The 23,753-nt window shown below is 48.7% G+C and carries 23 protein-coding genes and 1 pseudogene; 20 read left to right on the forward strand and 4 right to left on the reverse strand.

All coding sequences use genetic code 11. The annotated features are described in order from the left end of the window. Window positions 1-49: 49 nt before the first annotated feature. From AOA63_RS12355 to AOA63_RS12365, 3 genes are read left to right on the forward strand one after another with little or no spacing between them, the layout of a single operon-like run. A complete protein-coding gene (locus AOA63_RS12355) occupies window positions 50-1,321 on the forward strand; it encodes an ABC transporter substrate-binding protein (protein WP_053959982.1) in 1,272 nt (423 codons plus the stop codon). Next, the gene (locus AOA63_RS12360; protein WP_242848328.1) at window positions 1,311-2,258 is read left to right on the forward strand and encodes a carbohydrate ABC transporter permease; all 948 of its coding nucleotides are present in this window, start codon (window positions 1,311-1,313) and stop codon (window positions 2,256-2,258) included. The genes AOA63_RS12355 and AOA63_RS12360 overlap by 11 nt, the downstream gene beginning before the upstream one ends. Then, window positions 2,255-3,082, forward strand: a complete 828-nt coding sequence (locus tag AOA63_RS12365; protein WP_053959984.1) for a carbohydrate ABC transporter permease — start codon at window positions 2,255-2,257, stop codon at window positions 3,080-3,082. The genes AOA63_RS12360 and AOA63_RS12365 overlap by 4 nt, the downstream gene beginning before the upstream one ends. Before the next feature lie 57 nt (window positions 3,083-3,139). Here AOA63_RS12365 and AOA63_RS12370 read toward each other — a convergent pair whose 3' ends face one another. Continuing rightward, window positions 3,140-4,762, reverse strand: a complete 1,623-nt coding sequence (locus AOA63_RS12370; protein ID WP_053959985.1) for a putative PEP-binding protein — start codon at window positions 4,760-4,762, stop codon at window positions 3,140-3,142. Between the two features lie 308 nt (window positions 4,763-5,070). Here AOA63_RS12370 and AOA63_RS12375 point away from each other — a divergent pair, with 308 nt between their 5' ends. Next, window positions 5,071-5,343: an HPr family phosphocarrier protein gene (locus tag AOA63_RS12375; RefSeq protein ID WP_053959986.1), complete on the forward strand. Its 273-nt coding sequence runs from the start codon at window positions 5,071-5,073 to the stop codon at window positions 5,341-5,343. Between the two features lie 103 nt (window positions 5,344-5,446). Beyond that, a pseudogene (locus AOA63_RS12380) lies at window positions 5,447-7,111 on the forward strand (IS1634 family transposase). Between the two features lie 621 nt (window positions 7,112-7,732). Here AOA63_RS12380 and AOA63_RS12385 read toward each other — a convergent pair. Continuing rightward, on the reverse strand, window positions 7,733-8,197 hold the full coding sequence (locus AOA63_RS12385) for a hypothetical protein (RefSeq protein ID WP_053959987.1): 465 nt from the start codon (window positions 8,195-8,197) through the stop codon (window positions 7,733-7,735). A 1,328-nt stretch (window positions 8,198-9,525) separates the two neighbouring features. Between AOA63_RS12385 and glpK the strand changes: the two genes are divergently transcribed. From glpK to AOA63_RS12405, 4 genes are read left to right on the forward strand one after another with little or no spacing between them, the layout of a single operon-like run. Continuing rightward, complete coding sequence (gene glpK / locus AOA63_RS12390; RefSeq protein WP_053959988.1) at window positions 9,526-11,034, forward strand: glycerol kinase GlpK; 1,509 nt, start codon at window positions 9,526-9,528, stop codon at window positions 11,032-11,034. An 11-nt stretch (window positions 11,035-11,045) separates the two neighbouring features. After that, window positions 11,046-12,059: a dihydroxyacetone kinase subunit DhaK gene (gene dhaK / locus AOA63_RS12395; protein ID WP_053959989.1), complete on the forward strand. Its 1,014-nt coding sequence runs from the start codon at window positions 11,046-11,048 to the stop codon at window positions 12,057-12,059. Next, complete coding sequence (gene dhaL, locus AOA63_RS12400) at window positions 12,049-12,672, forward strand: dihydroxyacetone kinase subunit DhaL (RefSeq protein WP_053959990.1); 624 nt, start codon at window positions 12,049-12,051, stop codon at window positions 12,670-12,672. The genes dhaK and dhaL overlap by 11 nt, the downstream gene beginning before the upstream one ends. A gap of 2 nt (window positions 12,673-12,674) precedes the next feature. Continuing rightward, window positions 12,675-13,061 (forward strand): PTS-dependent dihydroxyacetone kinase phosphotransferase subunit DhaM, encoded by a 387-nt coding sequence (locus tag AOA63_RS12405; protein ID WP_053959991.1) that lies wholly within the window; start codon window positions 12,675-12,677, stop codon window positions 13,059-13,061. Between the two features lie 77 nt (window positions 13,062-13,138). On the opposite strand, the gene AOA63_RS12410 is transcribed toward AOA63_RS12405, so the two are convergent. Then, window positions 13,139-13,717, reverse strand: coding sequence for a hypothetical protein (locus AOA63_RS12410; RefSeq protein ID WP_053959992.1), 579 nt, complete (start codon window positions 13,715-13,717; stop codon window positions 13,139-13,141). A gap of 314 nt (window positions 13,718-14,031) precedes the next feature. Here AOA63_RS12410 and AOA63_RS12420 point away from each other — a divergent pair, with 314 nt between their 5' ends. The 8 genes from AOA63_RS12420 (at window position 14,032) to AOA63_RS12450 (ending at window position 20,048) form a co-directional block, all read left to right on the forward strand. Further along, window positions 14,032-14,331 carry a hypothetical protein gene (locus AOA63_RS12420; RefSeq protein ID WP_053959994.1) on the forward strand — a complete coding sequence of 100 codons (300 nt, stop codon included), beginning with the start codon at window positions 14,032-14,034 and terminating at the stop codon, window positions 14,329-14,331. A gap of 2 nt (window positions 14,332-14,333) precedes the next feature. Then, a complete protein-coding gene (locus AOA63_RS19815; RefSeq protein ID WP_171822711.1) occupies window positions 14,334-14,507 on the forward strand; it encodes a hypothetical protein in 174 nt (57 codons plus the stop codon). Window positions 14,508-14,633: 126 nt separating this feature from the next. Next, window positions 14,634-16,232 (forward strand): APC family permease, encoded by a 1,599-nt coding sequence (locus AOA63_RS12425; protein WP_242848329.1) that lies wholly within the window; start codon window positions 14,634-14,636, stop codon window positions 16,230-16,232. Window positions 16,233-16,415: 183 nt separating this feature from the next. Beyond that, window positions 16,416-16,895: a universal stress protein gene (locus AOA63_RS12430; protein ID WP_053959995.1), complete on the forward strand. Its 480-nt coding sequence runs from the start codon at window positions 16,416-16,418 to the stop codon at window positions 16,893-16,895. Window positions 16,896-17,162: 267 nt separating this feature from the next. After that, window positions 17,163-17,549, forward strand: a complete 387-nt coding sequence (locus AOA63_RS12435) for an Hsp20/alpha crystallin family protein (protein ID WP_053959996.1) — start codon at window positions 17,163-17,165, stop codon at window positions 17,547-17,549. A 179-nt stretch (window positions 17,550-17,728) separates the two neighbouring features. Further along, on the forward strand, window positions 17,729-18,643 hold the full coding sequence (locus AOA63_RS12440; RefSeq protein WP_242848330.1) for an acetamidase/formamidase family protein: 915 nt from the start codon (window positions 17,729-17,731) through the stop codon (window positions 18,641-18,643). A gap of 322 nt (window positions 18,644-18,965) precedes the next feature. Beyond that, the gene (locus tag AOA63_RS12445) at window positions 18,966-19,352 is read left to right on the forward strand and encodes an Hsp20/alpha crystallin family protein (protein ID WP_053959998.1); all 387 of its coding nucleotides are present in this window, start codon (window positions 18,966-18,968) and stop codon (window positions 19,350-19,352) included. An 87-nt stretch (window positions 19,353-19,439) separates the two neighbouring features. Then, window positions 19,440-20,048 (forward strand): GNAT family N-acetyltransferase, encoded by a 609-nt coding sequence (locus tag AOA63_RS12450; protein WP_053959999.1) that lies wholly within the window; start codon window positions 19,440-19,442, stop codon window positions 20,046-20,048. On the opposite strand, the gene AOA63_RS12455 is transcribed toward AOA63_RS12450, so the two are convergent. Continuing rightward, window positions 20,014-21,459, reverse strand: coding sequence for an MFS transporter (locus AOA63_RS12455; RefSeq protein ID WP_171822712.1), 1,446 nt, complete (start codon window positions 21,457-21,459; stop codon window positions 20,014-20,016). The two genes, AOA63_RS12450 and AOA63_RS12455, sit on opposite strands and share 35 nt — an antisense overlap. 229 nt (window positions 21,460-21,688) lie before the next feature. On the opposite strand from AOA63_RS12455, the gene AOA63_RS12460 reads away from it, so the two are divergent. The 3 genes from AOA63_RS12460 to AOA63_RS12470 all read left to right on the forward strand — a co-directional run bounded on the left by AOA63_RS12460 (window position 21,689) and on the right by AOA63_RS12470 (window position 23,752). Further along, window positions 21,689-22,411 (forward strand): VIT1/CCC1 transporter family protein, encoded by a 723-nt coding sequence (locus AOA63_RS12460; RefSeq protein WP_053960001.1) that lies wholly within the window; start codon window positions 21,689-21,691, stop codon window positions 22,409-22,411. After that, window positions 22,408-22,602 carry a hypothetical protein gene (locus AOA63_RS12465; RefSeq protein WP_053960002.1) on the forward strand — a complete coding sequence of 65 codons (195 nt, stop codon included), beginning with the start codon at window positions 22,408-22,410 and terminating at the stop codon, window positions 22,600-22,602. The genes AOA63_RS12460 and AOA63_RS12465 overlap by 4 nt, the downstream gene beginning before the upstream one ends. Window positions 22,603-22,663: 61 nt before the next feature. After that, complete coding sequence (locus tag AOA63_RS12470; RefSeq protein ID WP_053960003.1) at window positions 22,664-23,752, forward strand: molybdopterin-dependent oxidoreductase; 1,089 nt, start codon at window positions 22,664-22,666, stop codon at window positions 23,750-23,752. The last annotated feature ends 1 nt before the right edge of the window (window position 23,753 follow it).

Here is a 23,753-nt window from a genome sequence, read left to right on the forward strand (position 1 = left end):
ACAATAACGAATATTTCGTTATCTTTCAAGAGAACAGGAGGAACACGACATGGCCTCATCCAAACACGTTCGGCGCGCGGGTCTTGGCATATTTAGCGCCTTGTTGTTAACGGGAACCCTGGCCGGATGTGGTTCATCTCAAGCCACGACCTCGAAGACGGTTAATCTCGTTTTTGCCACACAAGGACTGGGCACAGAAGCGCAAGCAACGCAACAAGCCGTGAAGGAGTTTGAAAAATTGCACCCGAATATTCATGTGCAAATTGAAACCCTCTCGGCGTCGTCGAACGATGCTTATCAGACCTTGGTGACGGATTTAACTTCGGGTTCGAGTACACCGGATGTCATTACTTCCGATGTCATATGGCCTCCAACATTTGCGGCGGCCAAATGGATTCTTCCTCTTAATCAATTTCATCCTAATCTCAGCCACTTCTTCCCAGGCATGGTCAAAGCGGGAGAATACCAAGGAAAACTCTATGCGATTCCTTGGTTTATTAATGTGGAAGGCTTATATTACCGGACCGATCTCGTTAAGACCCCTCCGAAAACCTTTACTCAACTAGTTTCGGACGCCAAAGCGGCGATGAAAAAGAATCCTAAACTAATTGGACTGGCTTTTGAGGGGAATAAATATGAGGGAGCTGTGACAGTTTTCCAAGATGTGTCCGGCGGATTTGGCGGCGAATTTTTAAATGCCAAGGGGCAGCCGGTATTAAATTCTCCACAAAATATCCGGGCCTTGACGTGGCTGGATAATGCGATCAAAACGGGACTTTCGCCGCAAGCTGTGACAAGCTGGGAAGAAGGCAATGTCCAACAGGCGTTCTTGTCAGGCGATGCGGTATTTGCGACGAACTGGCCGTATTTATATCCTTTGGCCGAACAAAACGGATCGGCGGTTAAGAATAAAGTGGGGTTTGCTCCCCCGCCCGTTCAAGGAGGCAAGCCCACAGCATCATTAGGCGGCGATGTCTTAGTCATTAACAAAAATACGAAGTATCCCAAACAAGCCTGGGAACTCGTGAAGTTTCTGACCTCGGCTAAAACCATGACCCAAAGGGCGTTAATTTCCGGAGATCCCCCAGCCCGTACAGATGCCTATACATCCTCGTTAATCAGCCAAGCGCCCTGGTTTAAACAAGAAGAAGCGGTGTATGCTGACGCGACCCCTCGTCCTGTCACCCCGTTATACCCCCAGATTTCGGCGAAAATTCAAGAAGCCTTGTCTGCGGTATATTCTGGTCAGGAAACGCCGAAGCAGGCACTCGACCAAGCGCAAAAGGCTGTCGAAGCTATCGTGAGTGGTCATGGCAGCTAAAGTCGCGGTAAAGCCTGAACCTCATCGTCCCAAATCGCAGGCCAGAACGTCGTATTTAGCCAAGCGACGGAGGGTCGGCTATCTCTTGGTGTTGCCCGCGGTTGTGGCATTGGCTTTGATTGCGATTTATCCTTTGCTATATAACCTGGTTCTGTCAACACGTTTTGATGTGTTGACAGAACCAGGTACCGAGCATTTTATCGGGTTGCAAAATTATCAACAGTTATTGAGCGACCCCAATTTTTGGGGAGATTTGCTGCGAACGGGCATTTTTGTGGTGATTTCCGTGACGTTGGAATTCATTGCGGGCATGATTTTGGCGTTGGTGGTTCACCGCAAATTCAAAGCCCGAGGGCTCGTGCGGGCCTCCATTTTAATACCGTGGGCAATACCCACAGCCGTTTCCGCCTTGTTGTGGAAAATGTTTTTTGATACCCGTTCAGGTTTTGTGGATTTTGCCTTAGGCGCGTTGCATTTGCCGGGATCGCAACTGGTCTGGTTTAATTCGCCAACGTTGGCCTGGGTTCCTATCATATTAAGTGATATGTGGAAGAATACCCCCTTTATTGCCTTGTTGCTCTTAGCTGGGTTGCAGACAATACCTCAGGAAATCTATGAAAGTGCCAAAATTGATGGGGCTAGCAGTTGGCAGGCGTTTTGGGCTTTAACTTTGCCGCTCTTACGCCCGGCAATTTTAGTGGCACTGATCTTTCGGACATTAAGCGCCATGTTAGTCTTTGATACCGTGTTTGTGATGACCGGTGGGGGTCCTGGACAAAGTACCGAAGTCATTGCCTACTATGATTGGTACAAATACATGGTGTCCTTGAATTTTGGCTTTGGGGCGGCGGTTGCCGTAGTGATTAGTCTTCTCGCCTTATTATTAGCGGCCTTTTACGTGCGAATCTTGCGGCAACGGGGAGGATTCATGACATGAGAACATGGTTCGGACGGGCAGGCTTTAATCTTCTTATTGTGTTTATTATTTTGTATTCCCTGTTTCCCTTTTACTGGGTATTCAAATCGTCAATGGAATCTAGCATTGCCCTTAATCAACCCACATCGAGTTTGTTACCCCAACAATGGACTTTTGAGCATTATCGGGCCATTTTCGCGGTAGAAAACTTTCTGCGTCCCCTGCTTAATAGCATGTTTGTGGCCGGCATGACCACAATTATCTCCGTCATTTTAGGATCCATGGCGGCTTACGGATTAGCGCGCATGCCGATTAAGGGTAAGGTGCTGATTTTAGGTTTTGTGTTATTAGTGTCCTTTTTTCCGCAAATTGCCATGGTCGGCCCCTTATTTTTAGTTTTTCGGCATTTACACTGGCTGAACACCTACCAAAGTTTGATTGTGCCTTACCTGATTTTATCCTTACCTATTACCACCTGGATTTTGACCGCGTTTTTTAGTCAAATTCCTGTTGATATTGAAGAAGCGGCTATGGTGGATGGGGCTTCGATTACTCAAACCATTCTCAAAGTCTTTGCACCCATTGCCTTGCCAGGAATTTTTACCGCCGCCATTTTGGGGTTTCTTCTATCGTGGAATGACTTTTTGTTTGCCCTGTCTTTTATCCAAAGTCCCAATATGGATACGGTGCCCTTAGCCCTCGTCAACTTCCGCAATGCATATTACGTGCATTATGGCCAGATTTATGCCGGGGTGGTTATTGCGTCATTGCCCATTGCGCTCATTGTGCTGTTTTTGCAGCAGCGGATTGAATCGGGATTAACAGCCGGCAGTGTTAAGGGATAGCGGTGATAATCAAGCCCACAATTTCAGTAATGTCCTTAGTAGAAGGTGGATCAATGTTTAGGAAGTCATCCAACTTGTAAAAGACGAGAGAGAGGATAATGCCTCTTTCACTTCGGCTTCCAATGCGGATGGGCTCGCAATATGATCACGCAGATAGGCTTTAATGCGGGGAATTTGAGGGCTGGCCATGCTTAAGCGGGTGATGTGAAGGCCTGCGAATAACAAAGCCCACTGGGGTTCCGCAGCGAGTTGTCCACAGACACTTAAGGGAAGATGGTAAGCTTGGGCTTGTTCACTGGCAAAGGCCAGAGCTCGGGCGAAACTGAATGTTCCAGAACTCCGATGATCAGAAGACTGTTCACGGTCTTGGGCGAGCATATATTGATAGAGATCGTTACTCCCCAAGGAGGCGAACTGAACATGGTGTGTGGCGAGTTCGGGGATGAGAAAAAGGAGAGAAGGCACTTCCAGCATGATGCCGAGGTGTAATGATGACATAGGGCGATTGGACGCATTAATCACCTCGTGTGCCATATGCTGGCAAAATTGCCATTCCTCGAGGGTGCTGATCATAGGAAACATGACGGAAACAGGCTGGGAGTCGTCTTGTGCGCGAAGCAAGGCCTGAAGTTGGGTTTTCAGTAAATCCGGATATTGGTAATAGAGTCTTACTCCCCGCCGACCTAAGGCTGGATTGGTCTCCGTGTTTACGGGGAGAAAGGCCAATGGCTTGTCGCTGCCGATGTCCACGGTGCGGAAAATGACGGGTCCTGGACTATTCTTTCGTACAAGCCGGTACAAATCCACTTGCTCGTCAAGGGATAGAAGGTGATCAGCCGCTTCGAAAAAGAATTCGGTACGCACGAGTCCGATACCGTCAGCACCAAAATCCCGGGCCTGACGGGCTTCTAACACAGAGGATATATTCGCCATGATTTCAAAAGATTGCCCTTTAATGTTGAGGGGACCCACATAACGGGGAGAAGGGCGATTGGGATTCACTTCTTCCAGAGGACCTGTGCTGGCTTCATCAAAGAGCTCGATATAACCCTCATGGGCATTTAATAAGATTTGGGACGGTAAGGAATGATGCGATAAAATTTTTACCGCGGAAGGGAGTTTAAGAACGGGAATCCCCATATTCTGGGCAATCAATGAGGCATGCATGAGGGGACTTCCCTCTTCAACAATGATGCCGAGAACAGGAATTTGCGCCCAGGTTATGATGTCTCGCACACTCATCTTGTCTGTGACAACGATTGTCTCGGGTTCTATTCTTACGGTGTGATGGTTTGTGAGAGTTTGGATCCACAGTGCCGCAACGTCGCGAATGTCTTGTGCTCGTTGTTGTAAATAGGGATCAGCTATTTGGTCAAGAGATGAAGCAAATTCTTCAGCCGATTGCCTGATAGCGGTTTTGGGGTCAAGGGTGCGAGTCAACTCCTCAACACGGGTCCACCACGTAGGGTCTTGTAACATGAGCATTTGCGCTTCGATAATGTCTTTTTCGTTGGCTTGAGACACTGTCCTTATGAGTTTTTCGAGGGTGGCAATAGCTAGGGCATGAGCTTTTCTCCAGTCTTGGCTTTGAGATTCTTGGCTCTCTGGCATGGTCGGAGACACGATCGTCCAAGGGCCCCGTGCTACACCCGACGACAGCACTTCAGCATCATAGCGCACCGTAGATCCTCCTTGAATTTCCGTTTTGTCTGATGAAGAAAATGATATCAGTGATCATCATGGATTGTTCGATGGCCTTAGGCAAGGTCGTATCATGTTGACGATCGACTCATTGTTGGGGTTTTTCTGAAAAGGCAATAACCCTCTTTATAATATAAAATGTAAACAGGCCAAGCATGTGACTAATGCCGATCCATAATTCGACGGGAGGGGACGGGATTAGCGTGAGAGAGCCGAAGGAAGAAAAGTCTGATCGTCTCACAATCTAATGGTCTCGATTGCGACCGGATTTTATTAGAGGTGCGAATATGGTTCAACGACAATATACCATTATGGCCAGCGACGGACTTCATGCCAGAGTTGCAGCGCAATTGGTGAAAACCTTAGCGACCTTCCCTTTTACGGTGCAGATTTCGTGTCACGGAAAAACGGTAAATGGCAAAAGTATTCTTCACATTTTATCACTGGGAGCCCAACATCATGACGTGGTTACGATCGATTATGAGACAGATGACTTGACTCAAGTGACGGCTTGCGAACAATCATTGTCGGAGGTAATCGAAGCGATATCAAAGTTATAACTTACTTTCCGCACGTGGAGGGAACAAAAAAATTATTTTTTTTGGGCTGATCGCAAAGGAGATTGTGTATCGCATGGCGAAGTAATCTCTTATGAACACACCCATGCCGACACCCGTTGTTGTGGGGGCTGGACCGGTCATCCGAGCCCTCTGTGAAGAAATTGGATTCATCGAGGCCATAAATCAGACCGTTGCGTGGGATTCGCAGCGTTGCCACCTGTCGCCCGGCGAACGGATTTTCGCGCTCGTCGTCAATTTGCTCACCGCTCGTCGACCTCTGTATCGCGTCCACGAGCAATTTCAGTTAACCGATGTGCCCTTGTTGTTTGGATCCGGCCGCACCGCGGCCGATTTTACGGATGATGCCCTCGGACGGGCTCTGGATAAAGTCGCTGCCGCCGGTGGCGCCACCGTCTTCAGTGCCGTTGCAACGCGAGCGCTCTTGCACGACCACGTGTGGACGCCCGATAGTCCGGTGTTTGTCCACTGGGATAGTACGACCCGCTCGGTCTATGGCACGTATCCGGACACCGGATCCGGGACCGGAGTGCATCCCACCTATGGCCATTCCAAGGATCATCGTCCCGATCTGCGTCAAATTCTCCTGACGCTGTTGGGGACCCGAGAAGGCATTCCGGTGGTGGGCACGGTGCAAGACGGGAATCTGAGTGACAAAATCCTCAATGCCGAGATGATTGCGGCCTTAGACGATTACTTTTCGCCTCAGCAACTGCAACAACTGGTCTACGTGGCCGATTCCGCCCTCATCACGGGTCCTCACTTAAAGGCGATGGCTGACCGTTCGCTCCGCTTTCTCTCGCGTTGTCCGGAAACATTTCGAGCCGCGCACGATGCGAAGACGGCCGCCTTGGCGGCCAACGCCTGAGTTCCCCTCGGCAAAATCGGGGAGCGGGCCGATGCGGCCACCTACGCGGCCGCAGAACAGACCGGCGAAATTGAGGGCCGATCCTATCGGCTCGTGGTTTATCGCTCCGATCATCTAGCTGAGCGGAAAGCTCACACCATTGCCCGCCAGGTCGAACGGGCCCATAACCAGTTAACCCGGGCGGCGACTCGCCTCGCGGAAACCGTGTTTGCCTGTGCTCATGATGCCGAAGCGGCCGTGGCCGCTTGGCGGGCCACCGCCCAATGGCATCATGTCGAGGCGACGGTTGTCGCGGAAACGCAGGTCCCCAAACGCACGACCCGCGGGCGTCCCCGCCACGATGCCCCCGAACCGGCTACCACCACAGTATACCGGGTCCATCCCACCATTGGGGCAGTCGATGCGCAACGCGTGCAGGCGGCACAGGACCGGGCGGCGACGTTTGTCTTAATCACCAATCTGCCGGCCTCCTCCTTTGATGCCCGCCGATTGCTCGAAGAATACAAAGGCCAAACGGTCATCGAACACCGTTTTCGCTTTGTAAAAGACCCGGCCTTTGTGGATGCGCTCTATGTGCAAAAGCCGGAACGGGTGGAAGCCTTAGGTTATGTGCTCTTGCTCGCCGCGTTGGTGCTCAGTCTCATCGAACGTCGGGCCCGGCAGGCCCCGCCCCTTCCCACGCCGACTCGCGGTCTGTTGGCGCGGCCTACCGGGCAGGAGGTGTTACATCATCTGCGCGGACTGATTGTCGTGCCGCTGGATGCCCAGACCCGTCAACTCTTTGTCCCGGCGGTTCATACCCAGTCGGTGGCGGCCATTTTGGCCGCATTGGGTTTTACGGATACGATTTACACGCAGGTGCCCCCTAGACCCTCGGGATAAATTCCACGGCTTTCACCCATCACGTGCGGAAGAGGAGTTATAACAAAACCGTCTCAAGACATAATCCATTATTGTTCTCATGTCCGAGCAAGTGATGGACAATCCCGAGCAGATAAGAGAAAAAATAAGCACATTTTGATTGCTATTTAAATAGGGGACATACTCTGCGGATGATTGGAAAAATTATGAGTCACTTTCCAGCTCGTTCCTAACAGCGTCGTCTGTTCTGTCCATCTGAGCGTATCCTCAAACTTGAAAGACGTCGTTGTGTTCGAAAGCGTCGGCGACTGGTTGCAGTTTTCCCACTCGACTCCTAAAAACTAGCAGGAAGGTGGTCTACCGCCTTCACTCGGCCAAGACAATGTGGCATATTTTGAGGACGGATCACCGCCAACATGCCGTTTGGGACAGTCCCCGTGCGCAACACGCTGGGACACCGAAACTGGCGTCGTTGTTCACCCTAAAATTTCAGCTAGTTCACGACGCCCAATAATCATCAATTGTTAATCATCAATTGTAATCTGCGAACAGTATAGCTTAATGGCGATGACCGACACGGCGTCTAGGGCCGATATTCCCGATGTGAATTCTTGGCTTGGGGCGTGAGTGTCTCTCCGTGATTTAATAGTCAAAACTCAAAAGCACCATCAGAACGAAGATGGCGAAAAACCCCAACAGTTCTATGCCTGCATACTTTTTCACTCGGTTGGTGATCGCTCGGAACTCAGGAGTGCCGAACCCATGTGCGAGTCCCTTTTTGATATTGCGGCCAATCATGAAAATACCCCACCAATATACGAGGAGCGATACAACAAACGCAATGAGATACGTGTTGCCGTATGTGTGTCCGATATTGCTCCATGCATGAAGCGGAAAACCAAGGATAATGCCGAAGATGATCGCCAGTGTGCTCACAGGAGTCATATACCGTTCAGCCAATTTGGCGTAGATCGCCATAAATGGATTGGCGTGCGTTGCATCAATCTTGCTTGTTGCTGGAATCACTACGAAGGTAGAAAATATGCTCCCGCCAAACCAGAGTACGCCGAACAACACGTGCAACCCTTGCAAAATCATCGTCCCCATAGAGTTTTCTCCCATATTCAAAAATGATTAGGATGAATAAGCGGTATCCCACACAAAATGGTGGTACTGGCGTTGAGTGGGCTATGACATCGACCACGGAATACGGACGGTACGCCGCAAAGCAACATTATTTGTCCAACCGACTTAGGGTGACTCTGTCCCAATGGCAAGCGAAGAGGGTTTCTGGGATACGATAAAAATCCACGATATCACTCAACTTTTGCACGGCAGAGGTGTACAAAAACGTTGTCAGGGAGCCGATTCTTGGGGTTTACGTGACTGCTTGAAAACAAAACATGCTTCATTTCTGGTAGGCTGTAGGTGTAAAACAAAATTTTTATAAAGGTAGATATTTTATATATCTATCACAAAATCATCAAGATTCAAGAGTTTTCAATGCAATCTTTTTGCGCTGTGGGTTGTTGAACACAATGGCCAGCGCGGTTTGGCGCCAAATATCTGTGGTTGGCAAAGGATGAACGTCTAAAAAGGCGATCCATTTAATGATGATGCCTCCCAGTCTCGCGCATACGTCGCGAAGCGCACTTGGTGCTCGAGTGGGTGCTGCAGGGGTTCTGGTAGAATCGGGAACCGTCTCTAGGCGCAACTGTCAAGCGCTACGGACTACATTGCGGAGCGGTTCGGGATGATTTTGCCGGATGCGTCCAAGCACCATATTCAGCATCACCAGCAGTGTCGACGTATCCCGTGTATGGGCGATGGCTATTAAAATCCCAACTAATTCTGTACAACGATGGCTATGCTGCGAAATCTCTATAAAAGGCATTTAAGGCCATGCAAAAACTAAGATCAACTACAAATATAACTACCCAAACATTTTCGTCTGGGAAATCATTCTGGGCGCTCGGCATTAAAACCGGTTTGTGATGAAATATGACTATGGCTGTTAGGGTTACCAAAAGAGGCATCTGCAGGTTAATTCAATTCGACAAGTTAATCTGGTTCAATGAAGTGGCGGGTTCATTCTCTTTAATCTGACATAGTGGTGTTGACTCTCATTAAACCGATCACGCCGGTTTATTTGTAGCGATGATTTCGCTTAAATTCATAATTTTGGGGATTTGATGGATATTGAGATGAGTGAATGGTGTTGCCAATGTAGTAAATGAAAGAACTTTCGATTGAGATAACAACTGTGAGATATTCGAATATAGCCAATGCATAACTCATGAGAAGATTATGTTAAAGACAGAGCAAAGTAAAAGGTAAAAATAAAGGAAAGCGATAGGAAAAAAATGCGCTGTATCAAAAAACGTCAAGACTAAGCGAATAGACCCCAGTGAGAATATTAGGAGGAAAAATTTATCATGGGTTATCAGTATGTTTTGGCGCTGGATCAAGGGACCACAAGTAGCCGTGCCATTTTATTTAATCAAGCAGGTCAAGTTGTTGCAGCCGGTCAGAAAGAATTACGCCAAATTTATCCGCAACCGGGGTGGGTGGAGCATGATCCCGATGATATTTGGCAGTCACAATGGCAAGCCATCCAAGAATGCCTCAACACGTCGCAAGTACCAATTTCTCAGATTCGTGCTATCGGAATTACTAATCAACGCGAAACAACGGTTGTATGGAATAAAAATACGGGTCGACCCATCTATAACGCCATTGTCTGGCAGTGCCGGCGAACGGCTAGATATTGTGATCAATTGCGTGAACAAAATCTCAGTGACACATTTCGGAGAAAAACCGGTCTGGTTATCGATGCCTATTTTTCGGGGACGAAAGTTGCCTGGATTTTAGATCATGTTCCGGGTGCAAGGGATTTGGCGGCACAAGGAGACCTGGTTTTTGGCACCGTTGACAGCTGGTTAATATTCAAATTAACCGATGGCGCGGTGCATGTGACCGACTATTCCAATGCTTCCAGGACCTTGCTATATAACATTCATGACTTGTCATGGGATGAGGATTTGCTAAACATTTTGAACATTCCGCTCTCAATGTGTCCTAGGGTTGTCGATTCTTCGGGGATTTGTGCCTATACCAGCACGCATTGGTTCGGACAAGACATTCCGATTGCCGGTATTGCTGGAGATCAACAAGCGGCGTTATTCGGCCAAAACTGTTTTAGCCCCGGTTCGGTCAAAAATACTTACGGGACCGGATCATTTCTCTTGATGAATACCGGCACCCAACCCGTTGTATCTGATCATGGGTTATTGACAACGATTGCTTGGGGGATTTCTGGACAAATCACTTATGCCCTCGAAGGCTCCATCTTTATCACTGGCGCTGTCGTGCAGTGGCTGCGGGATGAATTACAATTAATTCATACCGCTAAGGAAACTGAAGCTCTGGCGTTGTCGGTGAATAGCACCAATGGCGTGTATGTGGTGCCAGCCTTTGTGGGGTTAGGCGCACCGTACTGGGATAGTTATGCGAGGGGGACTATTGTGGGCTTAACCCGGGGGAGTAATCGTGCTCATCTTGTTCGAGCCGCCTTAGAATCTATTGCTTATCAGACCCGGGATGTTTTAGATGTGATGCAACAAGACAGTAACCACTCGATTTCGGCATTGCGAGTCGACGGGGGTGCTATTGCCAATCAATTTTTGGCGCAGTTCCAAGCAGATATCTTGGGACTTCTTGTACAACGTCCCCAAGTCACAGAAACGACGGCCATGGGCGCCGCTTTTCTTGCGGGATTGGCGACAGGTGTCTGGCCGGGTTTTGAGCCTCTAACAGCTGCATGGCATCTTGATGCGGAATTTTCTCCGGCAATGGATGAATCCACCCGAGAGAGACTCTATCAGGGATGGCAAAGGGCAGTTAGCCGTGCGCAAAACTGGGTCGATGGAAATGATGGCGAATAGGAGGGCAAACAATGAAAAAACTCCTGGATCAGGTCGAAACCATGGTGGAGGATGCGTTGGATGGATTCGTGTGGGCTTTTCCTCAGTATCTTAGACGTCTTCCCGGCAGCTATGTTCTTGCCCGAGTAGAACCCAAAGGGACTGGCAAAGTCGGTATTGTGTCCGGAGGCGGTTCCGGTCATGAGCCTGCTCACGGTGGGTACGTTGGCTATGGAATGCTCGATGCGGCTGTGGCAGGCGAAGTTTTTACCTCGCCAACACCGGATCAAATTCTTGAAGGGATTCGGGCCGCTAATCACGGTGCAGGGGTTCTCTTAGTTATCAAAAATTACACGGGCGATGTGATGAATTTTGAGATTGCTCAAGATTTGGCTAGAGAAGAAGGAATACCAACCGAGGCGGTGGTGGTGAATGATGATGTGGCAGTCGACGATTCCTTATATACCACCGGACGACGAGGCATTGCTGGGACCATTTTTGTTCACAAAATTGCGGGAGCCCTGGCGGAAGCGGGGGCTTCTTTAGAATCCGTCCGGGACGGGGCAAAAGAGGTGATCCACCACGTGCGGTCGATGGGCTTTGCCCTCACCCCTTGCACCGTTCCCGCGGCGGGACAACCGAGTTTTACATTAGCGGATACTGAGATGGAAATGGGAATTGGTATTCACGGAGAACCTGGCACACACCGACAACAGGTGCGGCCAGCCCGGGAATTAGCCCATGAAATTCTTCGTCAAATCGCTGCAGATCTTTCGTTAAAACCCGGGGAGGATGTGGCCTGTATCATTAACGGTATGGGTGCGACGCCACTTTTGGAGTTAGCGGTTTTCGCCAAAGATGTGGCCGAGTGGTTTCATCAAGCAGAGCTTCACCCCAAATTTGTGATGATGGGAGAATTTATGACTTCACTCGATATGGCGGGGGCCTCTATCAGCGTGCTGCGTTTAAGTGAGGATATGAGACAGGGCTTGTGGGCAGCTTGTGATACGCCTGCCTGGCGCCAGGGGGTCAAATATGACCAGTGACCAATTTCGGCAATTATGGATCTGTTTTGCTGAGCAAGTGAGGGCTTATACCGACACATTAAATGATTTGGACCGGGCCATTGGCGATGGGGATCACGGGACTAATCTCGCCCGCGGCTTGAACAAAGTTCGCGCTGTGTGGCCTAATGGGGATCTTTCTCTCCCTGACTTACAAGAGATGAGCAAACAAGTGGGAATGACATTACTCAGCACCGTCGGCGGTGCTTCGGGGGCTTTGTGGGGATCGGGCTTGTTAAAGGCCGCCCAAGCATTGCCGCAAGAGGATGTTGCCGGGGATGATACGGTGATTTTATGGATTGAAACTCTTGTGAACAACATCGAGATGCGGGGAAAATCCCAGGTGGGTGACAAGACGATGGTGGACGTGATGCGCCCTGCTATCAATTGGCTTATGGAAACTCCAGGATGCTTTCGTGAACGATTAGAAGCTTTGCCTGCTTTAACAACACAGTGGATGGAAAGCACGAAAGATTTGCAAGCCAAACGGGGACGTGCGGCATATTTGGGCGCACGCAGCATTGGACACATTGACCCGGGTTCCTTTTCCGCAGCATTATGGTGGCAATGTTTAAGCAAGGTGGTGGCTTGCTAGAAATGACCGGAATATTGCTCGTTTCCCATTCTAAACAATTAGCTGAGGGCTTAGCGCAATTGCTTCACGGCGTGGCGGGTGAGGAATTGCTCATCGAAACCGTGGGTGGAATTCAGAACTTAGGAGTTGATGCCACCATGGTTCTAGAGGGAATCGACGATTTGACAGATTGGGGATGTACAACCATCCTGATTTTTGGCGATCTGGGCAGTGCCTTTTTGGCGGCGGAAACCGCTCGGGATTTAATGCAAGGCACTCAGGACATCCGGGTAGTGGATGCTCCGTTTGTGGAAGGATCCTTGGCCGCATGTATGGTATTGACTATGGGTTCGACTGCCGAGGAAGCCATTAAGGCAGCAGAAGAGGCATATCAGATTCGTAAGCGTTAGGTGATAAGGCAAAAATCAGGTCCGGTTATAGGGACCTGATTTTTGTTGCCAAAAAGCTCGTATCACCGCTTGTCCCATCATTGGTTGGTTATTGTAATGGTGCCGCGCATATAACCCGGTGTGACCATAGCTCCTCCCATGCCCATGGGCGACGTGGCACAAGGCGCCATACATTGCCATAAGTAAGAACCGGCTTGGTGGAACGGAATTTCGGCGGTGACTGTGACAGTTTTCCCGGGCGGGGCAACAGGGATGGGTAAATTAATGCCCAGGGCAGGAATGGTGAACGTATGAGAGATCTCGTTATTGGCAATCTGAGAGACGGTTTTGCCGTCAACCTTCTCAGTTCCGCCGATTGTCCCTCTGACCTGATCGTTTTGAGTCATCATTAGAGGTGACGCCCCGCTATCATGGGAGATAATGGTCAGTTTGACCACGGAGTTTTGGGGTGCTGACCAAAAAGCGGGCTGATATTGTGGCCATCCCGGCCGGTGAATTTCTTTGCCGGTTCGAATCACCATCGTTCGCGCGATTACCGTGTGACTCGGTGAGGGGCTCGCGGGGCTCGGCCCTGACATCATGGAGCATGCGGCGATGAACGGCAGAGACACGGTCACCGCGGAAAAAGACACCAACGAACGAATCAATATGGTCATGATTATCCTCCTAATCCTCTTAGCCTGCAGCGCTACATAAGCCTTATGCGTTTTTGGATCCGATGCTCATTGCTGGATAGTGTAGCCAATTTCCCGCAGATTTCATACGGCTCACCGGACAGTACTTGTTAGGGGCGATGAGCCATTTGGTTATAGCGCTTGAGAAGGAGTTCCCAAGACTAGAAAAGATTGATCCATGGCCTTTTTGCAATACAAATTTCTTGGCGCCCATGAATGGTATCATTCTCACTGGTTGATCTTTTATTTCAAATGGGATAGGGTAAAGGGTGGCGTGGACAAGGAAGGTGATATTCATGCATTTTGTCATCTGGGCGTACGTCACCTATCTCCTCACATTCATTTTAGGAGTGGTGTTCTTTATACGCTTTGATTTAAAGAAGAAGAAACTGCCACCCAGCTTTTTGGCAGTACATTTTTTTCTCACCGTGATGACGTTTATCTTTTTTAGTTCAGCGATGGCCCCTTATCTCAAAGAACAATATGGGCATCCTACAGTTAGCACGGGAGTACACAGCTCAAACTGGTTGAATCTGGAACGGCATGATCATATGTTGCACCAAAAATCCGTTATCCCGCCAAGTAAGGGGGCATGACGATGACCTTATTAGAATGGACTTATTTGATTTTTTTGCTAACCGTCCTAGGAGGAGCCGTCTTATTTTTCGTCTATTTGCTTCCTAAACGCAATTTCCCATTGGCATGGGTCATTACGCATTTAGGTTTAGCCGCGATCACGCTTGTCTTCTTCACCGTGGCCATTTTTCATTAGACTCCCCCTTTTTTGTGATTCGAAAAATCCTTGTGGTGTTTGAGAAGATGGGCCGGTTATGACGCAACCGACCCTTTTTTATGACCTGAAATCGAGATTTCAAGGCAAGTCAAAAAGACATCTGAGGTGAACATCGTGGACCGATCTTCGTTAAAGCATGAGTTACGTTTGATTGATTTGGTCATGGCATCTTTAGGCGGCATTATTGGTTCGGGGTGGTTATTTGGGGCATTATATGCCGCCAATGTGGCAGGCCCCTCTTCGATTCTCTCATGGGTTATGGGTGGAATTGCCGTCATTTTCATTGGATTAATTTTTGCTGAATTAACAGGAATGCTTCCCGAGTCGGGTGGTGTCGCCCGTTATCCCCATTATTCCCACGGACATTTAACGAGTTTTATCATGGGATGGGCGATTTGGATTGGCTATGCGGCCAGTCCGGCGATTCAAGCCGAAGCCATGGTGCAATATAGCGCTCATTACATTCCCGGCTTATTTAATGCAACGACGAATACCATCGAGCCGCCCGGTCTTTTATTGGCAGCTGTTTTAATGTTCTTATTTTTCTTGATTAATTATTTTGGAGTGCGGTCATTTGCCCGGGTTAATACCCCATTAACGTTAATCAAGTTTATTATGCCGACACTGACTATCATCGTATTTTTAGCCACGGGGCTTCATTGGCATAATATGCATGTGCAACATTTTGCCCCCTATGGCAGTGCCGGTGTTCTCCAAGCGATTGCCACCTCGGGTATTATTTTTTCATATTTAGGATTTCGCCAAGCGGTAGATTTGGCAGGCGAGGCAAAAAATCCCCATCGCGATGTGCCCCGGGCGATTATGTTGTCGATTGGGATTGGCATTATTTTGTATTCACTATTGCAAGTGGTTTTTATTGCGGCGGTACCCACTGCACAGCTTCGGCAAGGATGGGATCATCTTGCTATGGCAGCACCTTTTGCCCAATTGGCGGTGGGACTGAACTTGGGCTGGGTAGCCGCATTGCTCTATGCTGATGCGATCATATCGCCGACAGGAACGGGTAATGTCTATTTAGCCTCTACCACCCGGGTTCTTTATGCGATGGCGGAAAATGGCTATTTGCCAAAAGTGTTGGCTAAGGTCGACCCGAAAACCGGTATCCCCGTGGCCTCATTAGTTTTGGCGTTTCTGTTAGGGTTATTGTTTTTGGCCCCGTTTCCGGCATGGAATCAACTGGTCAGTGTGATTTCCTCGGCCACGGTTCTCACCTATATTATGGGACCCATTTCAGCCGCCGTGTTTCGTAGGACAGCGCCTAATGCCCCCCGCTTTTATAGAGTGCCGGGGCTATCTATTGTTGGTCCTGTGGCTTTTGTGATGGGATCTTGGATCATCTACTGGACTGGATGGAATGTCGATTGGAAACTGCTATTAGCGATGTTAGTGGGGGTGCTCCTTTATGCACTGTTTTCCTGGCTCTTGCCGGAACAAATTGAGCGGCCCTCTTGGCGTTCGGTGAAAGCAGGAATCTGGCTGGTTGTGTATTTGATGGCGATGTTAGCCATGTCCTATGGCGGGTCCGGCCGCTTTGGTTCCCCCTACAACCATCACAAAGGATTGATTCACTTTCCTTATGATTTGATTGTGAGCGCGCTTATGTCCCTGGCTTTTTATTATTGGGGCGTAGCCAGTGGCTACCCGACGCCCCAGTTGACAGAGGCTTTAGGACATCCTGAATAAGCAAAGACACATGAACCTTCCCTCTACTTAACCTTCCTGGGATCTTGTCCTACGTTCCAGGAAGAGGAATATGCGCCTCTTTGGTTCAAGAATGATTCGAAATGCCATATCGTGCTTGCTGAGCTTGTGCTATCTGTCATAATGATGAGTAAATAGTGGAGAGAGAAAGGGGTCAATTGTTTGATGTTTACCAAGGTGGCTGTTGCCGTCGATGGATCGGAAGCAAGTTATCATGCGCTCAGTAAAGCACTGGAAATGACGGGAGAAGAAGGACAACTTCTTCTTATTGATGTGAAAGATATTACCGCATTTATTCAACCGATGTCGTTAGGTACAACGTATGGAACGCCAATCGCGACAGAAAATTTGCAAGCATTACTCGATGAATGGGATAAAAATGCTGAGGCCGTCCACCAAAAGGCCCAAAAAATGGTCGAAACGACCAAGATTCAGGCTGAATGGCGTATTGTTACCGTGGAGGAAGGGGAAGGCACGGCCGCGCAGGCCTTTTTCGATACCGCAAGCAAATGGGGTGCCGATGTGATTGTGGTGGGGAGACATCAAGGCTCCCGTTTCATTGAAGGGATGTTTGGCAGTTTTCCTCGTTGGTTGGTTACTCATTCCACTCTTCCGGTGTTAATCGTGCCGCCTGCTGGGAAATAACAAGGGGATTTTAGGTGAGGATAGAACAAGGTCTTTGGCCTTGTTCTTTTTTGGTTGGCATCAAAGAGAAGAAATCCAGAGCGTTGCTTCAAAGCCTTACCCACAAGACGGTGATGGGCGAATTCGACAGCCGCCACTAGCTTAAAAAAAAGAGCCGATATCGCATAGTTGTCCAAAAAAATTTCCAAAACTTACTTGACATCAAGACCAAACGATTTTAATATAAAGTCAACGAAAGACAAAGTCATTAAGGAGAGGTGAGGTAAGATGACGATGTGGGATGAACTCTTCCGGCCATTAGAACAAATAGATTTTGTACCGGCCACCAATATTGTGAAGAAAGATGATGAGTTTGCGGTGGTCTTGGCGGTGCCTGGCTATACAGAAGAACAATTAAGTTTAAGCATTGATGAGAATGTCTTAGAGATTCGCGCACAAGGCACGGCACCATCTGAAAATGAAGTATATTTGCGCCGGGAAATTCGCCAGCTTCCTTTCCGGTACCGGGTGGAATTACCGGAACGGGCGCAAGTGGACAACATCAGTGCGGAACTGAAAGCGGGATTATTAACCGTGCGTATTCCCTTGCAGCCGAAGAAAATTATTCCGGTGAAAATTCTGGGGAGTGACACCGCGAAGAGTATTGAAGCATAAGGACTTTTAAGGACGAGTTTTAGCCTCTCATAAGCATATTAAGATAAGTCCCATGCCTGAAGATTTCGGTGTGGGACTTTTTTGTACCTATGACCAGTTTTCATCCCCAAGTCACAGCAGGGAAAGCGGAGTGGGTTGTCGAATGAAACAGCAAGGGACAATAACGTAGAGGAGAGAAAATGATGCGGGAAATCTATCCGGTGGCGCCCTATCCGTATACATTCGGACGTTATCACGAACCCATTGCCCGGGTAAAACTCAACGAAATGGTTGTATTGTACACGGAAGATTGCTTCGAAGGCCGGGTCCAGTCTGAAGACGATTTACCGAGTGTGGTGGCAGGGAAATATCTGAATCCTCAAACGGGCCCCATTTACATTGAGGGTGCTGAACCAGGCGATCAGCTGGTGGTACATATTCATGACATCACCTTAACACGGGACTGGGCGGTGAGTGCTCAAATTCCGTTTTTTGGTGGACTCACGGCCACCACGTTGACTGCCACTTTGCAAGAGCCATTACCAGAAAAGGTTTGGATTTACCGCAAACAGGCCGATGGACGCTTTGCCTATTCCGATCGGTTTTCCATTGCTCCGGCGCCTTTCATGGGAACCATTGGCACCGCTCCCGATTTAGAAGCCTTATCGGCCTTAACCCCATTTATGCATGGGGGCAACATGGATGTGCCCGATGTTAAGGCGGGCAATACGGTCTATTTGCCGGTGAACGTTCCGGGAGCCTATTTTTCGACCGGCGATTGCCACGTGGCCCAAGGGGAAGGCGAAGCATGTGGGGTGGCGTTAGAAATTTCCGGAAAAATTACCCTGTCCTTTGACCTGATTAAAAACCGGCCCATTAATTGGCCGCGTATCGAGTCGCCAAAAGAAATCATGACTGTGGGGAGTGCGAGACCTATGGAAGATGCGGCGCGCATTGCCTATAGTGAACTGGTTAAGTGGCTCATCCAGGATTTTGGCTTTGATAAATGGGATGCCTATCAACTGGTAAGCCAAGCCGGCAAATTATATGTGGGCAATATGGTCGATACCTATTACAGTCTCGTGGCCAAACTTTCTAAAGAATTTTTGGCTTGAACCTCAACCATAATGAATTCGGGGAAAGAGAGTCGGTATGGGGTCGCAACACCATAGCGGCCCTCTTGCTTTTCTTTTTATCCTCTAAACACTCAAAAGGCTTCGGGCAATGCTAGGATGTTAGCAGCTAAAGGCCCGTTTTAACGCTAAGCTAACAGAAACTAAAGGAGACGAAATGGCCGTAAGCATTGGGGATGCTTATTAAGACCGCAAGCTCAAACTTGTTTGAAAAAATTTTTTCCAAGATTACTTGACAGAGGTAAATCGTGGATCTAATATAAAGTCAACGAAAGACAAAGTCATAAAGGTGAGGTGAGGTACGATGACGATGTGGGATGAACTCTTCCGGCCATTGGAACAAATTGATTTTGTTCCGGCAACAAACATTGTGAAAAAGGACGACGAATTTGCTGTGGTCTTGGCGGTGCCAGGATACAGTGAAGAGCAATTGAGCTTGAGCATTGACGATAACGTTTTGGAGATTCGTGCTCAAGGCGGTGCGACGACTGATAACGAAGTGTACCTGCGCAGAGAAATTCGGCAATTACCTTTCCGGTACCGGGTGGAGTTGCCTGAAAGAGCTCAAGTTGATCACATTAGTGCGGAATTAAAGGCGGGATTGTTAACCGTCCGGATTCCGTTGCAAGGCAAAAAAGTAATTCCGGTCAAGATACACAGCGTCGACACAGCCAAGAGTTTGGAAGCCTAAGACCGCAATTAACCCCTGCCGAGATGTAGCAGGGGTTTTTCTTTCATCATTTGTGATATTTTAAAATGTCAAAGAGGGAGAATTTTCATGGGACTTAGCGCTTTAGGACCGTTAACATTAGAAGGCCAGGTGGTACGTCTTGAGCCTCTAAACATGACACATTTTTCAGGTCTTTTACAGGCGGCGCAAGATTCTCGTATTTGGCCTTGGCTTTCGATGGATTTGTCTGACAGCAAAACTTTGGAAAAATTTATCCGGCTAGCTATGGAACAGGAAAGGCGAAACTGGTCTTACACTTTTGCCGTCATCATGAAGGATTCAGGCCGTATTGTGGGCAGTACACGGTATTTGGATATTAGCCGTCATGACCGTACTTTGGAAATAGGCTGGACGTGGTATCACCCTTCGGTATGGGGAAGTAAGGTCAATCCTGAGTGCAAATACTTGTTGTTGCGACATGCGTTTGTAGAATGGGGAGCTATTCGAGTGGTTCTCAAAACCGATCACTTGAATCAGCATTCTCAGCGCGCCATCGAGAAATTAGGGGCGGTGTTTGAAGGACGATTGCGCAACCACCGCATCCGCCCCGACGGAAGCATTCGGGATACTCTGCTCTATAGCATTATCGATACCGAATGGCCTGCGGTCCGCGAAACGCTTCTTAGCCGTCTTGATGTGTCTGGGACAACGGTGTGAAAAAAGAACCCGCCACGGCAAGCACGCTCAACAGTGATAGGATGACAAAAAGTGTTTTGCTTGTGCTCAGTGTGCCTAACATGACAGAAAGGGTGGCTGCTGAGACAATCGCTCCCAGATAGCGTAATAACATATAGGTGCCTGCTATGGTGCCTGTATGGGCAGCGGGTACCGATTCAATCACGGCTTTTTGCAAGACCACATTATTTATGGCATAGCCAAATCCTAACAAAATCACGCCGCTAAGGAGCATGAAGATGGAGATCTGATCAAGATCGACCAAGAAAAAACTGCCTAATAGGGCAATACTTGTGCCCCATAATAAAGGGAGACGGCGGTGTGAACCTTGAGCAAAACGTCCACCCCATATGGATCCCACAGCCATGGCGGCCGACATGGCGAATAGGGCAAGCGCCGTATCCACTACACTCCAGTGCCGATAATCTTGTAAAAAGGTCGGAATGCCAAACAATCCGGCGTAAAAAACAACATTAAGGGTTACTGTCAACGCGCTATATAAGCTAAAAGACTGACTCCGAAACAGCTTGACGGGAATCACTGGATGCATGCTATGGTTCTCCACGATAATGAAGAGGATTGTGAAAAAGATAGCGGCCAGCAAATAGAGCCAGTCTGTTGAGTTTTTTATGCTGTTTGACCAGATGAGCCAAAGCACCATAGTCACAACAAATAACAGGGTCCCGGCTGCATCAAAATGCGTTAAAGCATGTAATGAGCCGCGGGACGTGGGCTTGACATAACGTAGTCCCATCCATAACAGTGCTGCGGTGAGGATGACTAAAGGAGCATTGAGCCAAAAAATGGCTCGCCAGTCAAAGGTTTTAACCAGAAATCCCCCAACCGTGGGGCCGATAGCAGCGGATATACCGATACTCATGCCGATCCATCCAAGAAACTGGCCTTGTTTTTCGCTTTGATAGAGGCGCACAAGACCAATGGCATTAGGATACAAGATGGACGTGGACACGGCTTGAATTACGCGCCATAAAACGAGTATGCCATAAAAGGGGGCGAAAGGCGCGCCCAAAGCCGTGATCAATAGTAAGCCAAGACCGAGATAAACCAGACGTTTATATCCTAAAATGTCACCGAGATCCCCTGCGATCGGTTGAGTAATGGCGCTTCCTAAGTAAAATCCGGAAATAATCCAAACGATGGCATGGGGTGTCAAATGAAATTGCCGTAAAATGTCGGGGATAGCAATCGAAATGGTTGAAGAATTGACGGCATTCAATGAAACACCCAGCAAGATGGCCAAAGTAAACGGCAAAGTATTGATTGAGTGCGAATTGGACGGGTTCGCGTGTTGATGTGATACAAAACGGTGTGCCATGACAAACCCTTTCCCGATGAGGATGTAGGCACGGTTCACGGTTCGTGCCTTGTTCACTATACAACCGGTCATGAATTCTAGGGCAGATGAATTTCCCATGCCATGACATAGGACTTGCCTATGGGTCATAACAGGCTAAGGACATAGTCCAGGACGACGTCAAGACTGATTCTCATTTGCTTTAAGGCGAATAATGCATTGGCTCTCCGTATAATGGCGCTGGAAGAGAAAAAAACAGTGCATCCAAATTCCCGTGACAACGACAATGGAGAGGAGGGGGTAGCTGGTGCAACAGTTGAAGACAACGGGGCACTCAGAAAAAGTGCGCCATACGCCGCAAGCACGTTCTATCCGAGAAGTAGTCTTTGGAGTAAATGATGGCCTGGTGTCTATAACGGGACTTGTCGTCGGGGTCAGCGCATCCCATATGGGGTCCCATCAAATTCTCGTGGCGGCTATCGCGGCGGTGGTGGCGGCATCGGTGGCGATGGGCTTAGGCCAATATTTATCCACGGTGGCCCAAAACGAGTATTTTTTGGCTGAACGTTCTCGGGAAATGAGGGAGGTCCATGAGATTCCCCAAGAAGAAGTGGCTGAAGTTGAAAGTATTTACCGGGCACAAGGATTTTCTCATGATCAAGTAGAAATGTTGACACGGCACATTACCGCAGACAAAGACCGCTGGGTGGACTTCATGATGAAAGAAGAACTAGGAATTGTCCTGGACAGCATGGATAATCCTTGGACCTCCGCCTTAGTTATGACCTTAGCGGTCATTGCGGGTTCTTTACCGCCAGTGCTCCCGTTTGTCATCGATACCAATACCACCACGGCATTGACATGGGCTATCGTTTTGGCCTCCGTGGCAGCGTTTTCCTTAGGTGTCCTCAAATCCATTGTTGGAAAGACGTCATGGATTAAAGGAGGCCTGCAGTTTTTCTTTGTCACTGCCGTAGCTATTGTTATCGGAATAGGTGCCGGACACGGACTGGGAGCACTTTTAACATGAGGATTTATGACCCGTATTTGCAAGGCCTTGCCGATCTCTTAGAGGAAGAAGAAGCCTCTGGCGCCGAATGGTTTTGGCCGGAATGGCGCTCCCTTTTTCAGGTGCTTGCCATAAGGCACATATCTCAAGCTCAAGAACTTGATGCCATCAAATTGTGGATTCTGCGCGATCCACAATTTTTAGGGAAATAACATCCGTTGCATGACATCTTGTCGTATTCCTAAGTAAGAAAATACCGAAGGAGTGCGCGAGATGAGCATGAGTCCATTTTACCGGCGTCACTGGCGACATGCCGCTATTTTGGGATTGATTGTGTTAACCGGCTTTGGGTTATTTTTGCCCGAATGGCGCAAAGCAGCGGGCAATGACTTTGCGCTGGTACAAACGGTTCACGAATGGGGAGGACTGTTTTATGGGTTGGCGGTATTAGGTTTCGGCGGAGCCTTTTATCCATGGCCTACGAAATCCCCAGGCAAATCCCCTGGTTTTACCAAATGGGCCTATTTCTTTATTGTTATGCTATTTGTCAGCGGAGTTGGCTTGCTCGTCGGACCGTCTTTTACACGGTCGATTGCCACGGTGACCCATGCCATTTTTGCCTTCATATTTATTGGATGGGTGACTTGGCATTTGGTGGCCCATATTCCCATCCGAATAGGCAAGAAAAAACCGTTTACGTTGTCATTGGCCAGACGGCATTTCTTAGGATGGGCCATTGGTACGGCTGCTACGCTACCCGTATTGTGGTCTTTACCATCACTGGCAAAAGTGGTCAGCGGGCGTACCATTCAGCAAGGCGAAGTGCAAGGGGCGTTGCCCGGCTTTGTGCCTTATACGGTGACGAATGGCTATCCTGCAATTGATCCCGCCACCTATCGTTTGGAAGTGAATGTGACGGGAAACCCTATACGACTCAGTTACGAACAGTTTAAGGCCCTGCCCATGATTGAGCGCAAAATCAACTTTCAATGCGTGACAGGATGGGCCGTTGATGGAGTGAGTTTTTTAGGGGTCGACTTGGAAAAGTTTTTATTAAGTAAGGGATGGGATCCCCAGCAAAAACCCTGGGTACTCTTTTATTCCGCCGATGGGGTTTATACCGAGTCCCTAAGTGCTGAGCAAATCCACCAATACCAACCTCTAATAGCCTGGCAGATCGATCATCGCCCCTTGCCGCAGTCCCAAGGGTTTCCGCTCCGGCTTTTGGTTCCGGGAATGTATGGATATAAATCCATAAAATGGCTGTATAAGATAGATTTTGCGGACCAAGACGTATTAGGATATTGGGAGCAGCGTGGATATCCCGAAAATGCGTATCTGGGATCGTATAATGGGCTGTAAT

Source organism: Sulfobacillus thermosulfidooxidans (assembly GCF_001280565.1).
Taxonomy (GTDB): Bacteria; Bacillota; Sulfobacillia; order Sulfobacillales; family Sulfobacillaceae; genus Sulfobacillus; species Sulfobacillus thermosulfidooxidans_A.